General features: G+C 63.3%; 19 protein-coding genes. 8 read left to right on the top strand and 11 right to left on the bottom strand.

Annotated elements, in window-relative coordinates:
- Positions 1 to 85: 85 nt before the first annotated feature.
- The 3 genes from ACP7E3_RS16040 to yghX all read left to right on the top strand — a co-directional run bounded on the left by ACP7E3_RS16040 (position 86) and on the right by yghX (position 2,486).
- Positions 86 to 976 (top strand): DMT family transporter, encoded by an 891-nt coding sequence (locus ACP7E3_RS16040; RefSeq protein WP_079443998.1) that lies wholly within the window; start codon positions 86 to 88, stop codon positions 974 to 976.
- Between the two features lie 83 nt (positions 977 to 1,059).
- A complete protein-coding gene (locus tag ACP7E3_RS16035) occupies positions 1,060 to 1,554 on the top strand; it encodes a PaaI family thioesterase (RefSeq protein WP_046383638.1) in 495 nt (164 codons plus the stop codon).
- Positions 1,555 to 1,598: 44 nt separating this feature from the next.
- Complete coding sequence (gene yghX / locus ACP7E3_RS16030; protein WP_017846449.1) at positions 1,599 to 2,486, top strand: YghX family hydrolase; 888 nt, start codon at positions 1,599 to 1,601, stop codon at positions 2,484 to 2,486.
- 65 nt (positions 2,487 to 2,551) lie between these two features.
- Here the strand turns inward: yghX and ACP7E3_RS16025 are convergent, their stop codons facing one another.
- Positions 2,552 to 3,430, bottom strand: coding sequence for a LysR family transcriptional regulator (locus ACP7E3_RS16025; RefSeq protein WP_232565700.1), 879 nt, complete (start codon positions 3,428 to 3,430; stop codon positions 2,552 to 2,554).
- A gap of 128 nt (positions 3,431 to 3,558) precedes the next feature.
- On the opposite strand from ACP7E3_RS16025, the gene ampC reads away from it, so the two are divergent.
- Positions 3,559 to 4,713, top strand: a complete 1,155-nt coding sequence (ampC, locus tag ACP7E3_RS16020; RefSeq protein ID WP_426123669.1) for a class C beta-lactamase — start codon at positions 3,559 to 3,561, stop codon at positions 4,711 to 4,713.
- A gap of 34 nt (positions 4,714 to 4,747) precedes the next feature.
- Here ampC and dctM read toward each other — a convergent pair whose 3' ends face one another.
- The 8 genes from dctM to ACP7E3_RS15980 all read right to left on the bottom strand — a co-directional run bounded on the left by dctM (position 4,748) and on the right by ACP7E3_RS15980 (position 13,285).
- Positions 4,748 to 6,028, bottom strand: a complete 1,281-nt coding sequence (gene dctM, locus ACP7E3_RS16015) for a C4-dicarboxylate TRAP transporter large permease protein DctM (protein WP_017846452.1) — start codon at positions 6,026 to 6,028, stop codon at positions 4,748 to 4,750.
- Positions 6,028 to 6,660, bottom strand: a complete 633-nt coding sequence (locus ACP7E3_RS16010; RefSeq protein ID WP_426123667.1) for a TRAP transporter small permease — start codon at positions 6,658 to 6,660, stop codon at positions 6,028 to 6,030. The genes dctM and ACP7E3_RS16010 overlap by 1 nt, the downstream gene beginning before the upstream one ends.
- 81 nt (positions 6,661 to 6,741) lie before the next feature.
- Complete coding sequence (locus ACP7E3_RS16005; RefSeq protein WP_108524240.1) at positions 6,742 to 7,725, bottom strand: TRAP transporter substrate-binding protein; 984 nt, start codon at positions 7,723 to 7,725, stop codon at positions 6,742 to 6,744.
- Positions 7,726 to 7,878: 153 nt separating this feature from the next.
- Positions 7,879 to 8,694: an HpcH/HpaI aldolase/citrate lyase family protein gene (locus ACP7E3_RS16000; protein ID WP_128191351.1), complete on the bottom strand. Its 816-nt coding sequence runs from the start codon at positions 8,692 to 8,694 to the stop codon at positions 7,879 to 7,881.
- 14 nt (positions 8,695 to 8,708) lie between these two features.
- Positions 8,709 to 9,905: a CaiB/BaiF CoA transferase family protein gene (locus ACP7E3_RS15995; RefSeq protein ID WP_079444005.1), complete on the bottom strand. Its 1,197-nt coding sequence runs from the start codon at positions 9,903 to 9,905 to the stop codon at positions 8,709 to 8,711.
- A gap of 9 nt (positions 9,906 to 9,914) precedes the next feature.
- Complete coding sequence (locus tag ACP7E3_RS15990; protein WP_426123664.1) at positions 9,915 to 11,264, bottom strand: MmgE/PrpD family protein; 1,350 nt, start codon at positions 11,262 to 11,264, stop codon at positions 9,915 to 9,917.
- Positions 11,265 to 11,274: 10 nt separating this feature from the next.
- Entirely contained in the window at positions 11,275 to 12,438 is a 1,164-nt protein-coding gene (locus ACP7E3_RS15985) for an acyl-CoA dehydrogenase family protein (protein WP_057004641.1), read from the bottom strand.
- Between the two features lie 28 nt (positions 12,439 to 12,466).
- The gene (locus ACP7E3_RS15980) at positions 12,467 to 13,285 is read right to left on the bottom strand and encodes an FAS1-like dehydratase domain-containing protein (protein WP_057004642.1); all 819 of its coding nucleotides are present in this window, start codon (positions 13,283 to 13,285) and stop codon (positions 12,467 to 12,469) included.
- A gap of 229 nt (positions 13,286 to 13,514) precedes the next feature.
- On the opposite strand from ACP7E3_RS15980, the gene ACP7E3_RS15975 reads away from it, so the two are divergent.
- The 4 genes from ACP7E3_RS15975 (at position 13,515) to ACP7E3_RS15960 (ending at position 17,655) form a co-directional block, all read left to right on the top strand.
- Positions 13,515 to 14,405 (top strand): LysR family transcriptional regulator, encoded by an 891-nt coding sequence (locus tag ACP7E3_RS15975; protein ID WP_017846460.1) that lies wholly within the window; start codon positions 13,515 to 13,517, stop codon positions 14,403 to 14,405.
- A gap of 33 nt (positions 14,406 to 14,438) precedes the next feature.
- Positions 14,439 to 14,927, top strand: coding sequence for a GFA family protein (locus tag ACP7E3_RS15970; protein WP_079444009.1), 489 nt, complete (start codon positions 14,439 to 14,441; stop codon positions 14,925 to 14,927).
- A gap of 94 nt (positions 14,928 to 15,021) precedes the next feature.
- Positions 15,022 to 16,845, top strand: a complete 1,824-nt coding sequence (locus tag ACP7E3_RS15965) for a serine hydrolase domain-containing protein (protein ID WP_108524245.1) — start codon at positions 15,022 to 15,024, stop codon at positions 16,843 to 16,845.
- Between the two features lie 18 nt (positions 16,846 to 16,863).
- Positions 16,864 to 17,655 (top strand): MipA/OmpV family protein, encoded by a 792-nt coding sequence (locus tag ACP7E3_RS15960; protein WP_057004645.1) that lies wholly within the window; start codon positions 16,864 to 16,866, stop codon positions 17,653 to 17,655.
- A gap of 110 nt (positions 17,656 to 17,765) precedes the next feature.
- Here ACP7E3_RS15960 and ACP7E3_RS15955 read toward each other — a convergent pair whose 3' ends face one another.
- Both ACP7E3_RS15955 and ACP7E3_RS15950 read right to left on the bottom strand, forming a co-directional pair.
- Positions 17,766 to 19,040: an ATP-binding protein gene (locus tag ACP7E3_RS15955; protein WP_057004646.1), complete on the bottom strand. Its 1,275-nt coding sequence runs from the start codon at positions 19,038 to 19,040 to the stop codon at positions 17,766 to 17,768.
- Positions 19,041 to 19,748 carry a winged helix-turn-helix domain-containing protein gene (locus tag ACP7E3_RS15950; protein WP_017846464.1) on the bottom strand — a complete coding sequence of 236 codons (708 nt, stop codon included), beginning with the start codon at positions 19,746 to 19,748 and terminating at the stop codon, positions 19,041 to 19,043.
- Positions 19,749 to 19,910: the final 162 nt, after the last annotated feature.

The following is a 19,910-nucleotide window of genomic DNA, read 5'->3' as shown; positions in this document are numbered from 1 at the left end:
TGTATCCATGACAATTTTTTGATTGTCTTAATCTTCCTGCCTAGCATGGCCCGCACGCAACCTCTCCTTTTTTCGGGCCCCCTTCATGGAACAGACCTCACCGCTCAATCCCCTGGCCAACAGCACCCAGGGTTGGATCAATGGCTTTATCGGCGTGGTGATTTTCAGCGGTTCGTTGCCGGCGACGCGTCTGGCGGTGATGGAATTCGAACCGGTGTTCCTCACCCTGCTGCGCGCCACCCTGGCCGGCGTGTTGGCGTTGTGCCTGTTGGTTTTTTTCAAGGAAAAACGCCCAACACGCGCGCAATGGCTGCCCCTGGTCATCGTCGCCCTCGGCGTGGTCATCGGCTTCCCCTTGCTGACGGCGCTGGCCCTGCAATACGTGACGTCCGCGCACTCCATCGTGTTTATCGGCCTGTTGCCGCTGGCCACGGCGCTCTTTGGCGTACTGCGCGGCGGTGAGCGGCCACGCCCGGTGTTCTGGTTGTTTTCGATCCTGGGCAGCGCGTTGGTGATGGGGTATGCCGTCGCCCAGGGCCTGAGCGCCGCCCCGGCCGGTGACCTGCTGATGCTGTTGGCGGTGCTGGTGTGCGGCCTGGGTTACGCCGAGGGCGCCAAGCTGTCGCGCAGCCTGGGCGGCTGGCAAGTGATCTGCTGGGCGCTGGTGGTGTCGTTGCCGGTGGCGCTGCCGTTGAGCCTGATGCTCGCACCGCCGACCTTCACCGGCATCAGCCTGCCGGCGTGGCTGAGCCTGGGCTATGTGGCGCTGTTCAGCATGTTGATCGGGTTTGTGTTCTGGTACCGCGGGCTGGCCCAAGGCGGCATCGCCGCGGTCGGCCAGTTGCAGTTGCTGCAACCGTTCTTCGGCCTGGCGCTGGCGGCGGGCCTGCTGCATGAGCAGGTCAGCCTGGGCATGGTGCTGGTGACAGTCGCGGTGATCGGCTGTGTGGCCGGAGCCAAGCGGTTTGCGCGCTAGCGTCTGCGGCGATGGCATTATTCCCATCCGGCGCGCGTCCTGTTAAACAGGACAGTCCCCTCCCAGAACAATAAGGACTTGGCATGCACACCCCGTCACTGCAAGACACCACCGCCCCCGAAGGCATCTGCTACGGCTGCGGCGGCAACAACCCCCATGGCCTGCATATCAAGAGCCGCTGGGACGCCGACGGCATTCACGTGGTCGCCGAGCACCAACCGGAAGCGAAATACAGCGGCTGGCCGGATCTGGTCTACGGCGGCCTGATCGCCATGCTGGTGGACTGCCACTCGAACTGGACCGCCATGGCCTACCACTACCGCGCCGAACAACGCGAACCCGGCAGCCTGCCGCGTATCGACTGCGTGACCGGGCATCTCGGGATCAAATTCATCAAGCCCACGCCCCTGGGTGTCACGCTGACCTTGCGTGCCCGGGTCGAGGGCGATGTGGGGCGTAAAAGCCGCGTGGTCTGCGAGGTATACGCCGGCGATGTGCTCACGGCGATCGGCGATTCGGTGTTCGTGCGCGTCGATACCGGGCAACTGGCCGCCGCCGCCCACGCTCGCAACGCGTGATCCTGGTCTACATTGACTGGCACCGCTAATCGAGGACTGCACCGATGACTCGTCTCACCGCGAAAGACTTCGCCCCCGAACTGTTGGAACTCTACGACGGCTACGCCCACGGCAAGATCAACCGCCGCGAGTTTCTCGACCGCGCTGCACTGTTCACCTTCGGCGGGCTCACCGCGTCGGCGCTGCTCGCCGCCCTGAGCCCCAACTATGCGCTGGCCGAGCAAGTGAAATTCACCGACCCGGACATCGTCGCGGACTACATCACCTACCCTTCGCCCAAGGGCAACGGCACGGTGCGCGGCTATCTGGTGCGCCCGGCCAAGGCCACCGGCAAAGTCCCCGCCGTGGTCGTGGTGCATGAAAACCGCGGCCTCAACCCGTATATCGAAGACGTCGCCCGCCGCCTGGCCAAGGCCGGCTTTATCGCCCTCGCGCCGGATGGCCTGACATCCGTGGGTGGCTACCCCGGCAACGATGAAAAAGGCGTAGCGCTGCAACAAAAAGTCGACCCGACCAAGCTGATGAACGACTTCTTCGCCGCCATCGAGTGGCTGATGCACCACGACAACAGCACCGGCAAAGTCGGGATTACCGGCTTCTGCTATGGCGGCGGCGTGGTCAATGCAGCAGCCGTGGCCTACCCGGAACTGGGCGCCGCTGTGTCATTTTACGGGCGGCAGCCAGAGGCCAAGGACGTGTCGCGCATCAAGGCACCGATCATGCTGCATTACGGCGAACTGGATACGCGGATCAACGAAGGCTGGCCGGCCTATGAAAAGGCCCTGAAGGCCGCGGGCACTACCTATGAAGCGTATATCTACAAGGGCGCCAACCACGGTTTTCACAACGACTCGACGCCGCGTTATGACGAGGCGGCGGCGAACCTGGCGTGGCAGCGCACGCTGGGGTGGTTCAACAAATACCTGGCCTGACCGCCTCTGAATGTGTAGAGGTTAGCCGCCGACAACTGTTTCATTTTGCTTCTTGATGAAAAATTTCAGCCCTGCACCGCCATCACCGTCAGCCAGGCCTTGAACGCCAGCATCGCCGAGGTTTCGGCGCGTGACTGCAGGCGCGTCAACCAATAGCTGCCGGTGCTGATGCCCACGTTGAAGGGCTGGCGGATCGCATCACTTTCCAGTTGTCGCGAGAACATCAGCGCCGGGGCCAACGCCACGCCGACGCCCTGCAGCGCTGCTTCCATCATCGCCAACGATGAGTCAAACACGATGCTGCGCGGCACCAGGGTGTCGGCAGGCAGCCCGGCGGCCTGGAACCACAGGTTCCACTCATCGGCGCGATAGGAGCGCAGCACTGTGTGCTTCAACAGCTCGGCCGGCGTGTGTAACTGCTCGGCGATTGACGGCACGCAGAGCACCGTCAGCGGCGCTTCGAACAATGGGCAGGCGTCGGTGCCATGCCAGGCCCCGGCGCCGAAACGGATCGCGTAATCCAGGCCTTCGGCGGCGACATCGACACGGTTGTTGTGCGTCGACAGGCGCAGGTCGATAAACGGGTAGCGGTGCTGGAAGTCCGCCAGCCGCGGCAGCAGCCAGCCCACCGCAAAAGTGCCGACCGCGCCAACGCTGAGCACTTCGCGGTAGTGCCCGCCTTCGAACTGGCCCAGGGTGTGGGCAATGCGGTCGAAGGATTCGCGCAGCACCGGCAACAACGTCTCGCCTTCGCGGGTCAGCATCAGGCCACGCGGCAGGCGTTTGAACAGGGTGACGTTCAGTTGCGCCTCCAGGCTCTTGACCTGGTGGCTGACCGCCGCCTGGGTGACACATAACTCAATGGCGGCCCGCGTAAAACTCAGGTGCCGGGCGGAGGCCTCGAATGCGCGCAGGGCATTGAGAGGCAGATGGGAACGCAGCATGCTTGCCCCTAATTTTTCTAATGGCTGGTGCGAAATATCATCGTTTGCCCAGGCCCGGCGAACTGTCTACCTTTGGCACGCCCGCGCAGGCTGTTCATTCAATCGATCATACTCATGGAAGCGATATCATGCCCCAACAAGCGGTATTTGGAGTGCGTCACTTAACGGCGCTGGCAATGTTTCTCGGCGCCGGCCAGTGCCTGGCCGCCACCGACCTGCAGGCCGTGGTAGACGCCAGCGTCAAACCGCTGATGCAGCAACAGGCTATTCCCGGCCTGGCGGTGGCGGTGGTGCAGAACGGCAAGGTGCAATACTTTAACTACGGCATGGCATCGAAAGAAACTCAGCAACCGGTCAACCAAAACACCTTGTTCGAAATCGGCTCAGTGAGCAAAACCTTCACCGCAACCCTGGGCGGTTACGCCCAGGCCATCGGCAAGCTCACGCTGTCGGACAAGGCCAGCCAATACTGGCCTGCGTTGGCCGGCAGCGCCTTTGACCGCATCAGCCTGCTGCAACTGGCGACCTACACCCCCGGCGGCCTGCCGCTGCAGTTTCCGGATGCCGCCGACAACGCCGACGCCATGCTCGGCTACTTCCAGCGCTGGAAACCCAGCTACGCCCCAGGCGCGCAACGTCTCTATTCCAACCCGAGCATCGGCCTGTTTGGCTACCTCGCGGCGCGAAGCCTGGGCCAGCCGTTCAATGTCGCCATGGAGCACACCCTGCTGCCCAAGCTGGGGTTGAGCAACACCCACCTCAGCGTGCCCACCGCGCAATCCGGCGAGTACGCCCAAGGCTACGACAAGCAGCAGAAACCCATCCGTGTAAGCCCGGGCGCACTGGACAGCGAAGCCTACGGCATCAAGACCAGCACCCACGACCTGGCGCGCTATGTGATCGCCAACCTGCACCCGCAAACCCTGGAAAAGCCGCTGCAACAAGCCATCGCCAGTACCCACGCTGGTTATTACCGCGTGAACGGCATGACCCAGGGCCTGGGCTGGGAGTACTACCCCTACCCCATCGCCCTGCAAGCGCTGATTGACGGCAACTCGACACCGATGGCCATGGAACCTCACCGTCCCGATTGGCTGGCGACGCCGCAAGCGCAACCGGCCAACGTGCTGTACAACAAAACCGGCTCAACCGCAGGCTTTGGCGCGTATGTGGCGTATGTGCCAAGCAAGGACATGGGCGTGGTGATCCTGGCGAACAAGAACTATCCGAATGCCGAGCGGGTCAAGGTCGCCCATGCGATCCTGAGCGCGCTGGATCACTGAGCAAGGTGGGAGCCAGGCTCCCACATCGTGAGGTCTACATCCCCAGCCAGTGCGGCAGCGCCAGCGAGATGAACGGCAGGTAGGTGACCATGATCAGGAACACCAACAGGATCATCAGCCACGGCATCGCCGCACGAATGGTCTGCCCCAGCGTCAAGCCGGTCACCGCCGAGGTCACGAACAGGTTCAAGCCCACCGGCGGGTGGACCAGGCCGATTTCCATATTCACCACCATCACGATCCCCAAGTGAATCGGATCGATGCCCAGCTTCATCGCGATCGGAAAGAAGATCGGCGCCAGGATCAACACGATCGCCGACGGTTCCATGAAACTGCCGGCGATCAGCAAGACCACGTTGACCATGATCAGGAAGCCAATCGGCGTGAGCCCTTCGGACAGCACCCAGGCGGTGATTTCCTGGGGGATCTGTTCGGTGGTCAACACATGGGCGAAGAGCATCGCATTGGCGATGATAAACATCAGCATGATCGCCAGCCGCCCGGACTCCAGCAGCACCTTGGGACAGTCGCGCAGACTCATGTCCTTGTAGACGAACAGCGCGACAAACGCCGAGTACACCGCTGCCACCGCCGCGGCTTCGGTCGGGGTGAACATCCCGCTGTAGATGCCGCCGAGGATGATCACCAGCAGCAGTAAGCCCCAGAACGCACGGCGCGCGCAGGCCAGCCACTCGCGAAAGCTCGCCCGTGGCTGCGCCGGCAGCTTCTTGATGCGCGCCACGATATAGATCGCGACCATCAGCATCAGGCCCAGCAGCAGCCCCGGGATCACCCCGGCCATGAACAACTTGCCGACCGACGTTTCCGTGGCGGCCGAATACACCACCATCACGATCGACGGCGGAATCAGGATGCCCAGGGTGCCGGCGTTGCAGATGATGCCCGCGCCGAACGCCTTCGGGTAACCGGAGCGCACCATCCCGGCCACCGCAATCGAACCGACGGCCGCCACGGTGGCCGGTGACGAACCGGACAACGCGGCAAACAACATGCACGCCAACACCGCCGCAATCGCCAGGCCGCCACGGATATGTCCGACACACGCATTGGCGAAGTCGATCAGCCGCTGCGCCACACCGCCGGTGGTCATGAACGCACCGGACAGCAGGAAGAACGGAATCGCCAGGAAGGTATAGGCATCCGAGGTTTCGAACAGCTTGATCGCCAGGGAACTCACCGAGTCCTGGCTGAACATCAGGATCGACACCGCGCCGGACAATCCGAGGGAAATCGCGACGGGCACGCCGAGGAACATGAACACAAACAACAGCAGAAACAGACAGAGCACGGCCATCAGTGACGCTCCTTATGGCCGCCGGCCAATTTGCTCGCCTCACCGGCCTCGTCGGCCAGCCCCAACCCGACCTGGCGGTGGGTGAACAGGCGATAGAAAATTTCCAGGTAGCGGATAAACACCAGGGCAAAACCGACCGGCACGATGAGCACGATGTCGCCGACATCGATGCCGAACTGGTCAAGGTCTTCGGCGCCGATGTGTGCTGTCATCACCGCACTCACCCACCTGTAACTGGCGACCATGAACAGCCCGGCGTAGGCCAGGCAGCACAGGCAGGCAAGCATCCCAAGCAAGCGCTGCACCCGGCGTCCGGCCAGCTTGACCAGCGCATCCACCCCAAGGTGGCCGGCGGTACGCACGCCGTAGGAAATGCCGAAGAAAATCAGCCAGCCGAACATGGCCTTGGTCAGCGCCACGCTCCAGGTCATGTCCTGGGCCCAGGTCATGGTGCCGTCGCCCAGGGCGTTGAAAAAATGGCTGCTCCAGGCCCACTGGTCGGCCAGGGCAAAGAACAGCGTGTAGATGTTGTTGAGCATGACGTAGACGAATGTCACCAGGGTCATGGCGGCCAGCAGGAAGGCAATGACGCCTTCCTCCAGGTGCTCCCAGACGCGCCTGAGCGTTTGCATGGCAAAACCTCGCGAAGCGGGAATAGGTTTCAGAGTGGAAACCGGATCAACCTGTGGGAGAGATCTCGGTATGCCCCGGCATTACAGGTTGGACGCATCCGCCGCCTTGATCAGGTCAGCCCCGATCTCGCCTTCGAACATCTGCCAGACCGGGCGCATGGCTTCGCGCCATTGCTGGCGTTGCGCGGGGGTCAGTTCGATGATTTCGCTGGTCTTGGCGTCGACGATCTTCTGTTTGGCCGACTGGTTCAGCGCCTCGGCCTGCTTGTTCACCTCAACGGTGACCTCGGCCATGATCTGCTCCAGGGTGCTGCGCACATCCGCTGGCAGGCCGTTCCAGAACTTTGCGTTGGTGATCACCATGTAGTCGATCAGGCCATGGTTGGACTCGGTGAAGTACTTCTGCACCTCGTTGACCTTCTGGCTTTCATAGTTCGACCAGGTGTTTTCGGTGCCGTTGACCGTACCGGTCTGCAAGCCCTGGTAGACCTCGGCAAAGCTCATCTTGCGCGGGTTGGCGCGGATCGCCTTGAACTGCTCTTCAAGCACGCTGGAGGCTTGCACGCGGAACTTCAGGCCACGGGCGTCCTTGGGTTCGTGCAGGGCTTTGTTGGCCGACAACTGCTTGAGACCGTTGTGCCAATAGGCCAGGCCGAGGATGTTCTTGTTCTGCATCGAGGTCAGCAACTGCTTGCCTTGGGCGGCCTGGAAGCGGTCGACGGCGGCCAGGTCGTTGAACAGGAACGGCAGGTCATAGATCTGCACCTGTTTGGTGTATTGCTCGAACTTGGCCAGGGAAGGCGCGAGCATCTGCACATCGCCCAACAGCAGCGCTTCCATTTCCTTGCCGTCGCCGAACAGCGACGAGTTCGGGTACACCTCGACCTTGACCACGCCCGGCAGGCGTTCTTCGGCAAGTTTCTTGAACAGCAACGCGCCTTGGCCTTTGGGCGTGTTTTCGGCGACCACATGGGCGAACTTGATCACAATCGGGTCCGCCGCCTGGGCCAGGCCCACGACGAACAAGGTGGCGGCGCAGAACAGCGCCCGGGAGAGCTTGAGCATGGGAAATCACCTTCTTATTGTTGTGTTGTAGGGCAAGGTGCCTGATATGGCGCGTGTAGTGAATTTCGAATTTTTGATACCTGCGTTCGGCCTAGATGAACGCCAACCCGAACGAAAATGCAGATACTCTCTCGCCTCTGGCTTCGGCTGCGGTCAGCGCTGGGCGGCGAGCAGCCGTTGTGCGCGCAACAGAACCGGGGCATCCACCATCTGCCCATCGATCTGATACGCGCCTGCCCCGTGGGCTCCGCCCGCCACCACGCGCTTGGCCCAGGCCAGGTCTGCGGCGCTCGGTGCCAAGGCCGCATGGATCACCGCCACCTGCCGGGGATGGATGCACAGCGCGCCGGCAAAACCCATTTCATAGGCATGCCGGATCGAGCGACGCAGGCCTTCGGGGTCGTCGATGGCCGGGTGGACGCCGTCCAGCGGGGCCACCAGGCCGGCGGCGCGGGAATGCACGATCAGCGCCAGGCGCGCCTGGTCCAGGGCAAAGTCAGCCGCTGGCGAAGGGCTGCTCAGATTCAAGTCGAGCGCCAGGTCCAGGCCGCCGAACGACAGGCGCTCCACCTGCCGCGCATGGGCAATCGCGGCCACCGCCAGCAGGCCCTTGGCGCTTTCGATAATCGGCCAGATCCGTTTGCCGGCGGCGGCCACCACCGCGACCTGGGCGGCACTTTCGACTTTCGGCAGCAGCACGCCCGCCACGTTTGCATGGGCGTTGCAGAACGCCACATCGTCAGCGTGTTCGGCGTGCTCCGGCGCGTTGATCCGCACCCACACCCGGGCGTCGGGGTTGGCGCACAAAAACGCGCCAAGGTTCTCCCGCGCCTGCCGCTTGAGCGGCTCTTCTACCGCGTCTTCAAAATCCACAATCACCGCGTCGGCACCGCTGGCCAGCGCTTTGGAAAACCGCTCCGGGCGGCTGCCCGGAACGAACAGGGCTGAACGAACTACAGGCGTTGGCATCACAACACTCCTTGTCAGATAACGCCGCGCGCGCGCAGGTCGTCGATGGTTTCGCCCGAATAACCGAGCTGATCGAGAATGCCCTGGCTGTGCTCGCCTAACGCGGGCACCGCATCCATGCGTGGGCTGAATGCCGTATTGCGCGCTGGCGGCAACAGCGCTGGCAGCGGACCGGCCGGGCTCGCGACTTCGCGCCAGCTGTCACGTGCCTTGAGTTGCGGGTGGTCCCACACGCCGTGCATATCGTTGACACGGGCACTGGCGATCTGCGCATGTTCCAGGCGCTGGATGACGGCCTCGGCGTCGAGCCGGGCGAAGCTGTCGACGATGATCCGGCGCAGCGCCTCGCGGTTGGCCGAGCGCTTGAAGTTGGCGCAGAAGCGCTCGTCCGTGGCCAAGGCCGGGGTGAGCAGCACCTTGTCGCAGAACGCCGCCCATTCGCGCTCGTTCTGCAAGCCGAGCATCACCGTACCGCCGTCGCCGGTGGGAAACGGCCCGTAGGGATAAATCGTCGAATGCGCCGCTCCGGCACGCGGCGGTGGCGGTGCTCCGTCGAAGGCGTAGTACATCGGGTAGCCCATCCACTCCACCAGGCTTTCCAGCATGCTCACGTCGATACGGCTGCCCTCGCCGGTCTTGCCGCGCAACAACAGCGCCGAGAGGATGCCGCTGTAGGCGTACATGCCGGCGGCGATGTCGGCGATGGAGCAACCGGCCTTGGCCATCTGGTCGTCAGCGGGCCCGCCGGTCACCGACAGAAAGCCGCCCTCGCTCTGGATCAACAGGTCATAAGCCTTCTTTTGCGCGTAGGGCCCGCCTTCGCCATAGCCGGAAATATCGCAGACGATCAAGCGCGGGAAGCGCGCATGCAGCGTCTCGAACGACAGGCCCATGCGCGCCGCCGCACCGGGTGCGAGGTTCTGCACCAGTACATCGGCGTCGGCGAGCAAGCTGTCGAGAATGGCGCCCGCCGCGTCTTGCTTGAGGTCCAGGGTCAGGCTTTCCTTGGAGCGGTTGGTCCACACGAAATGCGACGCCAGGCCGCGCACGCGTTCGTCATAGCCACGGGCGAAGTCACCGCTGCCGGGGCGTTCGATCTTGATCACACGCGCGCCGAGATCGGCCAATTGGCGTGTGCAAAAGGGTGCGGCAATCGCATGTTCCAGGCTGACAACGGTGATACCGTCCAGCGGTCGTTGATTAGCAGTCATGACGATTCCTCAAAGCCAGTGGGCCATGGACGGGGTGTTGCGCAACTGCCAGACCTTGGCGATCAACGCGTCGGCCTCGGCCGGGGTGCGTGCGCCGCTGAACTGGCTGAGGCGCTGGAATTTATCCGCCAGCTCGGCGCGGCTGAGGCTGTTGCCGGGGTCGCCCTTGGGCTCGTCAATAGCGCCGTGCAGCGTGCGGCCATCCTCGGTGGTGACGGTGACGCGGCCCAGCCAACGCTGCGGATAGGCGTCGTCGACTTCGCGATCGAGGGTCATGCTGACCTTGTCGCGAAAGGCCGAGACGGCGGGATCGCTCAGTGCCAACGTGTGGAACTCAACCAGCCCGGCCTTGCCATGCACGGCGATCAGGCCCAGCACGGTGCCCATGGAGAACTTGGCCTGGTGAACGCTGGCCGGCGTAGTGACGCGCCCCAGCACATCGATGGCGCCCTGATGCACGCGGGTCTGCACCTTGGCGATCGCGGCGGCATCGAGGCCTTCACGCTGCATCAACTGCAGCAGCGCATCGGCGGCAGGATGGGTGTGGCGACACGAGGCATGGAACTTGAACGAGGTTTCCAGCAGCGCCCAGCGCCAGCCGAGGTCGGCGGACAGCTTGTGCGGTTCGGCATCGCTGGACATCCCGGCCGCCAGGCCCTGGTCGCCTTCGAGGATATTGCGCGCGCCCGTCAGCCCGTCCGCCGTCAGGTACGCGGCGAGCAAGCCATCCGCCGCCGCCTTGGCCGTGTGCAATTGCTTGGAGTCGGCGGCATCGCGCAAAAACTCCCACAGCCCGGCAGCCTGGGTGCCGGCGCTGCCGAGCAGGTTGATGAATTGCTCCTGATCGAACCCCAGCAATTTGCCCACGGCCACCGCCGCCGCCAAGGTGCCGACGGTCGCGGTGGTGTGGAAGATGCGGTAGTGGGAGCGGCCCATGAATTCGCCGATGCGAATCCCGGCTTCATAACCGGCCACCGCGGCCAGCAGCAGTTCACGGCCGGATTTGCCGAGGTCCTGGGCCGCCGCCAGGGCTGCGGGAAAGACCACCGTCGCCGGGTGCAGCACCGAGCTGTTGTGCAGGTCATCCTGCTCCACCAGGTGCGACGAGGCGCCGTTGACCAACGCGGCGAAATACGCGCTGCTGCTGCGGCCATTGACGATCACCTGCGCCGGGCCGCTGCTCGGCCCCATTTTCTGCGCGTAGCGTTCAAACAGCGGGATCGGGTGCGCGCCCTGGCTGGCCAGCGCCGACGCCAGCCAATCGAGAAAAAGGTCTTCGGTGCGCGCCAGCACCGGTTCGGGTAACTGCGCGTAGGTCAATTCGGCGAGGAACCGACACAGGGCTTGGGTATGGCTCATGTTCAGGCCCTCAGAAGCTGCGTGGCAGCTCGAGCAAGTGCTCGGCCACGTAGGACAGGATCAGGTTGGTGGAGATCGGCGCCACCTGGTACAGGCGGGTCTCGCGGAATTTGCGTTCCACGTCGTACTCGCAGGCAAAACCAAAGCCGCCGTGGGTTTGCAGGCACGCATTGGCCGCCTCCCAGGACGCCTTGGCCGCCAGGTACTTGGCCATGTTCGCGCTGGCCCCGGCAGGCGCGCCACGGTCGTATTCCTCGCAGGCACGCCAGCGCATCAGGTCGGCCGCTTCGATTTCGATATGCGCTTCGGCAATCGGGAACTGCACGCCCTGGTTCTGCCCGATGGGCCGGCCGAACACCACGCGGTCGCGGGCATAGGCGCTGGCCTTTTCGATAAACCAGCGGCCATCGCCGATGCACTCGGCGGCGATCAGGGTGCGCTCGGCATTCAGGCCGTCGAGGATGTACTTGAAGCCCTTGCCCTCTTCGCCGATCAGGCTGTCCAGAGGCAGTTCGAGGTTGTCGAAGAACAGCTCGTTGGTTTCGTGGTTGACCATGTTGGCGATGGGTTGCACGGTCAGGCCGTTGCCGATCGCCTCGCGCAGGTCCACGAGGAAGATCGACATGCCTTCGGACTTTTTCTTCACGTCGGCCAGCGGCGTGGTGCGCGCCAGCAGGATCATCAGGTCGGAATGCTGCACCCGCGAGATCCAGACTTTCTGGCCGTTGATTACGTACTTGTCGCCGCGCTTGATCGCGGTGGTCTTGATCCTGGTGGTGTCGGTGCCGGTGCTGGGCTCGGTGACGCCCATCGATTGCAGTCGCAATTCGCCGCTGGCCAGCTTGGGCAGGTAGAAGCGTTTTTGCGCGGCGCTGCCGTGGCGCAGCAGGGTGAACATGTTGTACATCTGGCCGTGGACGGTGCCGGAGTTACCGCCGCAACGGTTGACCTCTTCAAGGATCACCGACGCTTCAGCCAGGCCGAGGCCGGAGCCGCCGTACTCTTCCGGGATCATCGCCGACAGCCAGCCGGCGGCGGTCAAGGCCTTGACGAAGGCATCGGGGAACGCTTTTTCTTCGTCGATCCGACGCCAGTACGCCGCATCGAATTCGGCGCACAAGGCGCGCACGCCCGCGCGGATGGCATTGAGTGCTTCATTGTCATTCGGGTTCATTAACGGCTCTCCGCCTGTTGTTCTGGTGTTATTCGAAATGCACACGGGCCTGCTGGGCCAAGCCATCGTGATTACCGGCCCACAGTTCTGCCACGCCGGCTTGGCTGATACGCCCGGCGACTTCAAACGGTTGCGCAGCGATCAGCGGGCGCACGCCGCGATAGTCGAAACGGCGCACCGTGGCGCTGGGATGGGCCCGACAAAAGGCGCGCAGGCTCAACGTGGCAATCAACGGCCCATGCACCACCAGGCCCGAATAGCCTTCCGTGCCGGTGACGTAGGGATAGTCGTAGTGAATGCGGTGGCCGTTGAAAGTCACGGCGCTGTAGCGGAACAGCAGGGTCGGCGTCGGCTCGATCGCTTCGCACCACTCACCCGCCGCCAGCGCCGCGCCGTTGCCCGGCTTGGGTGGGGTCGGTTCGCGGTAGACGATGTCTTGTTCTTCGCGGATCGCCAGGCGGCCGTCCTGGGTGTAGTCATGGCGCACGGTGACAAACAGCAACGCACCGGTGCGGCCGGTCTTTTCTTCGACCTGGGTGATGGTCGACACACGGCTGGCCGCCTCGCCGGCGCGCAGCGGATGCAAGAACTCGAGACGCCCACCGGCCCACATGCGATTGCGGTTATCCGCCGGCGGCAGGAAGCCGCCACGGGCCGGGTGGCCGTCGGTGCCCAGGGCCGATTCCGGCCGCGGGTCCTGGAAGAAACACCATTGCCACAACAGCGGCACCGCCGCGCCGTGTTCGGGCACGGGCTCGCCGAATGTCGCGGCGATGCGTGTGAGCAGGTTGTGGCTCAGGTGGTCGTGGGCAGTTTCGCTTCGGCCGATCCAATCAGTGGCGCTCATCGGGTGCAGGTCCTCGGGCTGTGAATGTGTGCCCCGGATCATGCAAGCGCCCGACCGTTCTGAGAATTTGCATTTCAATAAGCCAGCGTTCGGCTATGCTGAACGCCACGCATTGATGGGCAACGGGCTCGCTTCGGTTGGTTGGCATTTTCATCGCCGGCACACTGTCAGCGCAGGCAAGCCCCGCACCGCCGCTGCACCGAACAGCCCTGTCCACCCCGGAGCCGCCATGCACTTCGATCTCGCCGACCTGCGCCTGTTTATCCATATCGCCGAATCACCCAGCCTGACCCAGGGCGCCAAGCGCGCCTTCCTCTCGCCGGCGGCTGCGAGTGCGCGCATCAAGGCCCTGGAAGGCCAGTTGGAAACACGTCTGTTGTACCGCGACAGCCGCGGTGTGGAGATCACCCCGGCAGGCGAGCGGCTGCTGCACCATGCGCGGCTGATCATGCGCCAGGTGGACTACCTGAAAAGTGAGTTCACCCAATACGGCGTCGACTCTGCCGGACATATCCGCATCTTCGCCAACACCACGGCGGTCACTGAGTTTCTTCCCGAAGTGTTGGCCGGTTTCCTCTCCCAGCGGCCCGGTGTCACTGTCGACCTGCAGGAGCGCCTGTCCCGCGATATCGTGCGCGGCGTGCTCGATGGCACCAGCGACATGGGCATCATCGCCGGTCCCGTGGAAGCCGCGGGCCTGCAGGTGCTGCACTTCAGCACCGATAAACTGGTATTGATGGTGCCCGTGGGCCACCCCTTGGCGGACCAACCCTCGGTGACGCTGGAACAGACCCTCGCCTACCAGCACATCGGCCTGCACGAAGGCAGCACCTTGCTGAGCTTCCTGCGCGAGCACGTCGAGCGGGTCGGCAAGCAGTTGTCGCTGCGCATCCAAATGTCGAGTTTCGAGGCGATCTGCCGGATGGTCGAGGCGGGCGTGGGCATTGGCATCATCCCGGAATCCGCCGCCGTGCGGCACAGCCGGACCATGCAGTTGGTGGCGGTGAAACTGAATGAGCCATGGGCGATTCGCGAGCGCAGTATCCTGGTGCGCGAGCTGGAAGCGCTGCCGGGGACCATTCGTGCCCTGATCGCGACCTTGATGCCGCAAAGCGCCTAGACTCCAGAGTCACCTTGCCAGAGGAGACTGCCCATGCAACTCGAAGGTTCCTGCCATTGCGGCGCTGTGACGTTCAGCCTGACCAGCGCCCACCCCTACCCTTACCAACGCTGCTATTGCTCGATTTGCCGCAAGACCCAGGGCGGCGGCGGTTACGCGATCAACCTCGCGGGCGACAGCAACAGCCTGAAAGTGCGCGGGCGCAAGCTGATCTCGATCTACCACGCCAGGCTCAAGCCCGAAGGCGCCAGCCGCGCCCATGCCAGCAGCGCCGAGCGGCATTTCTGTTCACAATGCGGCAGCGCGCTATGGCTGTTCAGCCCGCAATGGCCGGAGTTGATCCATCCGTTTGCCTCGGCCATCGACACACCGTTGCCGGTGCCGCCGCAACACACGCACCTGATGCTCGGTTCCAAGGCGCCCTGGGTCGAAGTCAGCGTGCGCAAGGGCGACCTGCAGTTCGATGAATACCCGGAGGAATCGATCGCGCAGTGGCATGAGCGGTTGGGGTTGGTGCGTTAACAGTCTTTGACAGTTTTCCGACAAAGCTTGCAAAGATTGTCGGACAGCCCTTCCCTAGCATTCGAGCATCCAAACAGCCATCTGGGTGCTCTTCATGTTTCGCACATTGCGCGGTATTCCGCTGCTGGGCTGCCTGCTCGGCAGTATCGGTTGCCATGGCCAACCGCCTGCCCCGCCGCCGATCCCCAAGGGCGACTACAACGCGATCATTCGCTATCTACAAACCCGCATTCCGTGGGAGATGGCCCGGGAGCAGGTGCCCGGGCTGTCCATCGCCCTGGTCAATGGCCAGGAGTTGATCTGGGCCAGTGGTTTCGGCGTGGCCGACAAGGCCCGGGGCGTACCGGTGACGCCGAATACGGCGTTTCGCGCTGGCGCGATCTCCAAGCTCCTCACCGCCGCCGCCGCGCTGCAGCTGGTGGAACAACAGCAACTGGCGCTTGACGCACCGATCCAGCAAACCTTGCGCGAGTTCTATGTGCGCTCGCGCTTCCATGACGAGCAGGCCGACGCCGACCGCGCCATCACCCTGCGCCGCTTGCTCAGTCATCAGTCGGGCTTGCCCAGCGAACACCTGCGCGGCCTGCGCAACACCTTCGCCATGGGCCAGATGCCAATGCGTATGTCGGGCGTGTGGCTGAGCACCCCGCCGGGTTCGCAGGTGGCCTACTCGAATCTCGGCTATGCGCTGGTGGGCGCGGCTATCGAACGCAGTAGCGGCAAGGCATTCGAGACCCAGTTGCAAAACAGCCTGTTCAAACCGTTGAAGATGAACCAATCGAGTTTTGTCGGCGTCGGCGCACACGTGGCCCACCGCGCGCTCGGCTATCAGGACGGCAGCGCCAGCACCGATGCCCAGGTGCGCGACCTCGCCGCCAGCGGCTTGTGGACCAGCCCCAAGGACCTCAGCCGCTACGTACAGATGCTGTTCGCCCAAGGCCTCTACAACGACACCCGCGTAATGGACCGCGCCTCCATCGAGCAGATGTTTACCCAACAAAATATCGGCAACGTGCTGGACTTCGACTGCCAGATGGGCCTGGGCTGGTTTCTCTCGCCCTGTGGCGACAAGCCGGTCAGCCCCGGCATACGCACGTTCCAGCACAGCGGCGGGGGCGACGATTTTGCCGCGCAGGTGACAGTGCTGCCGGACCAGCAGTTGGCAGTGATCATCATGGCCAACGACAGCAACGCCGAAGACATGGTGGTCGCGCTGAGCTCCGACACCCTGCGCCTGATGCTCCAGGCGCAAACCGGCGCGCCGGTATGCGCCGACGACTGCCAGGCGCCCAAGCACGGGGGCAAGTTGCGCCAGGTGCCCGCCGCCATCGACCGTAAGCGCCTGGCCGGCTTCTACGCCACGGCCTGGGGCGTATTCAGGATCAGGGATACCCCTACGCGATTGTCCGGCGAGTTGGCCGGATACACCTTCGAACTGCTGCGCGATGAAGACGGCTGGTTGCGCGCGCAGCAAAAGGTCCTGGGGTTCTGGCTCAAGGATCTCGGCGGGCTGGGCCGCGTGCAACTGGACGTGGTGACGGTGCAAGGCCGGCAGATACTCACCGCGCGCAGTCACGGCCAGCGGGTGGCCGTGGGCGAACGCATCGACCCACCGTCCCTGCCACTGGCCTGGGCCGACACCGTCGGCACCTATCAAGTGCTCAGCACCCACGAACCCGACGCGCCACTCAGCGGCATCAGCGTGCGCCTGGAAGAAGGCTTCCTGGTGATTCGCGGCCAACTGCACGACAAGCCGCTGACCGATTACATCCTGCTGCCCGTGGACAACGCCCATGCCGTGCTTGCCGGCAACGGCTATGGCCTGGGCGACACCGTCAGCCGCCAGGTCAACGGCCTCAGTGCCTCGGGCTACGCCTTCAAACGCACGCACGCGCCCCGTAAACCCTTGATTTTATAACCACGGATGAACCTCCTTATGCGCTCGAAACACCTTTGCCTGTCCATCACCTCAGTGTGCCTGTTGGCAGGCGCCGACACGGTGCTGGCACAGGACTGGGCATACAGCTTGAAAGCCGGCGTAGCCAGCATGCCCCGGTATAGCGGCAGCGATGAACGCAGGACCGAACCGCTGCTCGGCGGCGCCATCGTCAGCCCCTGGGGGATTTTCCTCGACTCCGACAAGGGCCTGGGCTGGCGTTATAAAGACGATGCCCTGAGCTTCAGCGCATACGTCGGCGCGAGCGCCTCACGCATGGACAAAAACGAACGCCTGCGCGCCGGCTCGAAACGGCTCAAGGGCATGGGCGAAATCAAATCACGCACGCAATTGGGCGTGAGTGCCAGCTATAACTTGGGCGGCGTGATTGTCGGCGCCACCTTGGAACATGCACTCAAGGAAGATGATCACAAAGACAGCGGCAAGGCATTTACCCATCTGGAACTGAGCGTTGGCACCAACCTGTATGACGGGCGCTATGGCGTGATCGACGCCAGCCTCAGCAGCCACTTTGGAGACCGTGACTACCTGCAGACCTGGTATGGCGTGACCACCGGCCAGACGGCACAGAGCCGCTTCAAGGCCTACAATGCGGACGGGGGCAATATCAGCAACGGCATGAGCCTGACATGGAGCGTGCCGATCAGTGAGCACACCCAGTTCTCGACCTTGCTGGATGTGCAGTACCTGGCGAATGAAGCGGGCAACAGCCCGATCGTGGAGCGGCGGTTGCAGACATCGGTGATGGGTTCGCTGAAGTACAGCTTCTGATCCGACAACCCGATTGAAACGACGGAAGGAGCCAACCGTGGCGAGGGCGCTTGCTGCGGTTGACTGCACAGCGGTCTCCGGTTTTTTAACCGTTGCCCCCCCAAAAAGCCTTATTCGGTATACGCCCAACTCATCCGAAACGACGCCCCGCCCCACTCCGAATCGAATACCTGGACCTGCCCGCCATGCCATTGGCAAACCCGCTGCACCAGCGCCAGGCCGAGGCCGAAGCCGCCGGTGCGGCGGTCGCGGCTGGCGTCGAGGCGGATGAACGGCTGGAAGATCTTCGCCCGGCCTTCCTCGGGGATGCCGGGGCCGTCATCGCACACCCGCACTTCATAACCACTGCCGAACTTGACCAGCGACACTTCCACGCGGCGCTCGGCGTAACGAATGGCGTTGCGCAGCAGGTTGATCACCGCACGTGCCATGAAGCGCGGTTCAATTTGGATAACGTCGACTTCACAGGTACGCAAGGACAACTGCACGCCTTCCGCCTCGGCCTCCAGGGCCACGCTGCCGATCACACTGTCGAGCCAGCTGTGGGCCTCGATATTTTCCTGCGTGACCTGGGTGGCGCCGCGCTCCAGGCTGGCATAGGTCAACAATTCCGAGACCATTTCCTCCAATTCGCCAAGGTCGGCGTACATGTCGGTGATCAGTGCAAGGCACTGCCGGGGATCGGCCTGTTGTTTGAGCTGGTCGAGTTCGAACGACAAGCGTGCGATGGGCGTGCGCAGTTCGTGGGAGACCGCGTTGGTCAACTCACGCTGGTTGGCGATCAGGCTTTCGATGCGTTCGGCCATCTGGTTGAAGTGCCCGGCCAATTCGCGCACGGTGGAGCGACGCGGCAACAGGATGCGCGAGCCGAGATCGTTATCGCCGAAGCGCTGGGCGGCCAGGCGGATATGTTCCAGGTCGCGCCAATGCGGGCGTACCCAAAAATACAGCACGATAGCCAGGCACAGCCCGAGAAGAACATAGGCCCAGAGGTATATCTTGGGTTCTTGCGGCAGTTTGATTTCCAGCAACTGCGCGCCACCGTCGATAGGAGTGATGAACTCGCTAAAGTCACCACGCACCAACAGCGAGCCGTCGGTCAGGAGTTTTTGTTCACGCTCGGTCAGCGCCAGAGCGTCCTTTTCAATCAGCTTCAGGTGCAGCCCATAATGGCGTTGCAACTCAGCCAAGCGGGCTTGCCGCGCTTCGCCGAGCAGCGGCCGCAGTTGTTCGACCAGACCATAGGCGGGGCCGCGCAGGATCTCGCGGCTATACGTTTCGTTAGCGTCGGGCAGCAACTCGTCGAACGTGTAGTTGACCAGCCAGATCGCTCCCGCCAGGCCCAGGGCCAGAATCACATACAAGCGTAGAAACAGGCGCAGCATCTAGACCTCCCACGCAAACGGATTGAACAGATAGCCCTTGCCCCAGATGGTCTTGATGCACACCGGTTCACGGGGGTTATCGTTGAGCTTGCCGCGCAGTTTGCTGATGTACACGTCGACGCTGCGGTTCAGGCCATCAAAGGCGATGCCACGCATGCGGTTGAGGATGTCATCGCGCGAGAGGATCTTGCCGGCGCTGCTGGCCAGCAACCACAACAGTTCGAACTCCATGGTGGTGAGGTCGATCTTCTCGCCGCCCAGGCTGACCACCCGGCAACTGCGATCAATGACCAGGCGCCCGAACTCGATGGCGCCGCGCACCGTCGGCTCTGGCGCCTGGCGCCGTTGCAACGCTCGCAGGCGGGCCAGCAGCACCGGCGGTTTGATCGGTTTGATCACATAGTCGTCGGCGCCGGACTCCAGGCCGAGAATGTGGTCCAGGTCGTCTTCCTTGGCGGTGAGGATCACGATCGGCGTGTCGGACACCGCGCGAATCGCGCGACACACATGCAAGCCGCTCTGGCCCGGCAGCATCAGGTCGAGCACGACAATCTTGGGCTTGAAGTCAAGAAAGGCCGCCAAGGCCGCATCACCGCGATGCACCGCCCGTACCTCAAAACCGTGCTGTGCCAGAAAGTGCGCGATCAGCCCTGCCAGCTTCTCATCGTCCTCAACGAGCAATACCTTGCCCAGCCCCAGGTTTTCCATAAGTTCTCAGTGCACAACGCGGATTGAAGTGCGCGCATTATAGGTGGCAAGTTGCCCGCCGGCAGCGCTTGACCGGCCACACGCGATGAAGCTTCATGCTTTTAAGAGTTTTTAACAAATAGCCTGCAATTTTTAACGCCGTCACCGAGCGTTGTATGCGCA

It is taken from the genome of Pseudomonas sp. PSPC2-3, from assembly GCF_049898265.1.
Lineage (GTDB): Bacteria > Pseudomonadota > Gammaproteobacteria > Pseudomonadales > Pseudomonadaceae > Aquipseudomonas > Aquipseudomonas veronii.
The sequence above is the reverse complement of the archived record's forward strand: the minus strand, read 5'-3'. Positions and strand labels throughout refer to the sequence as shown.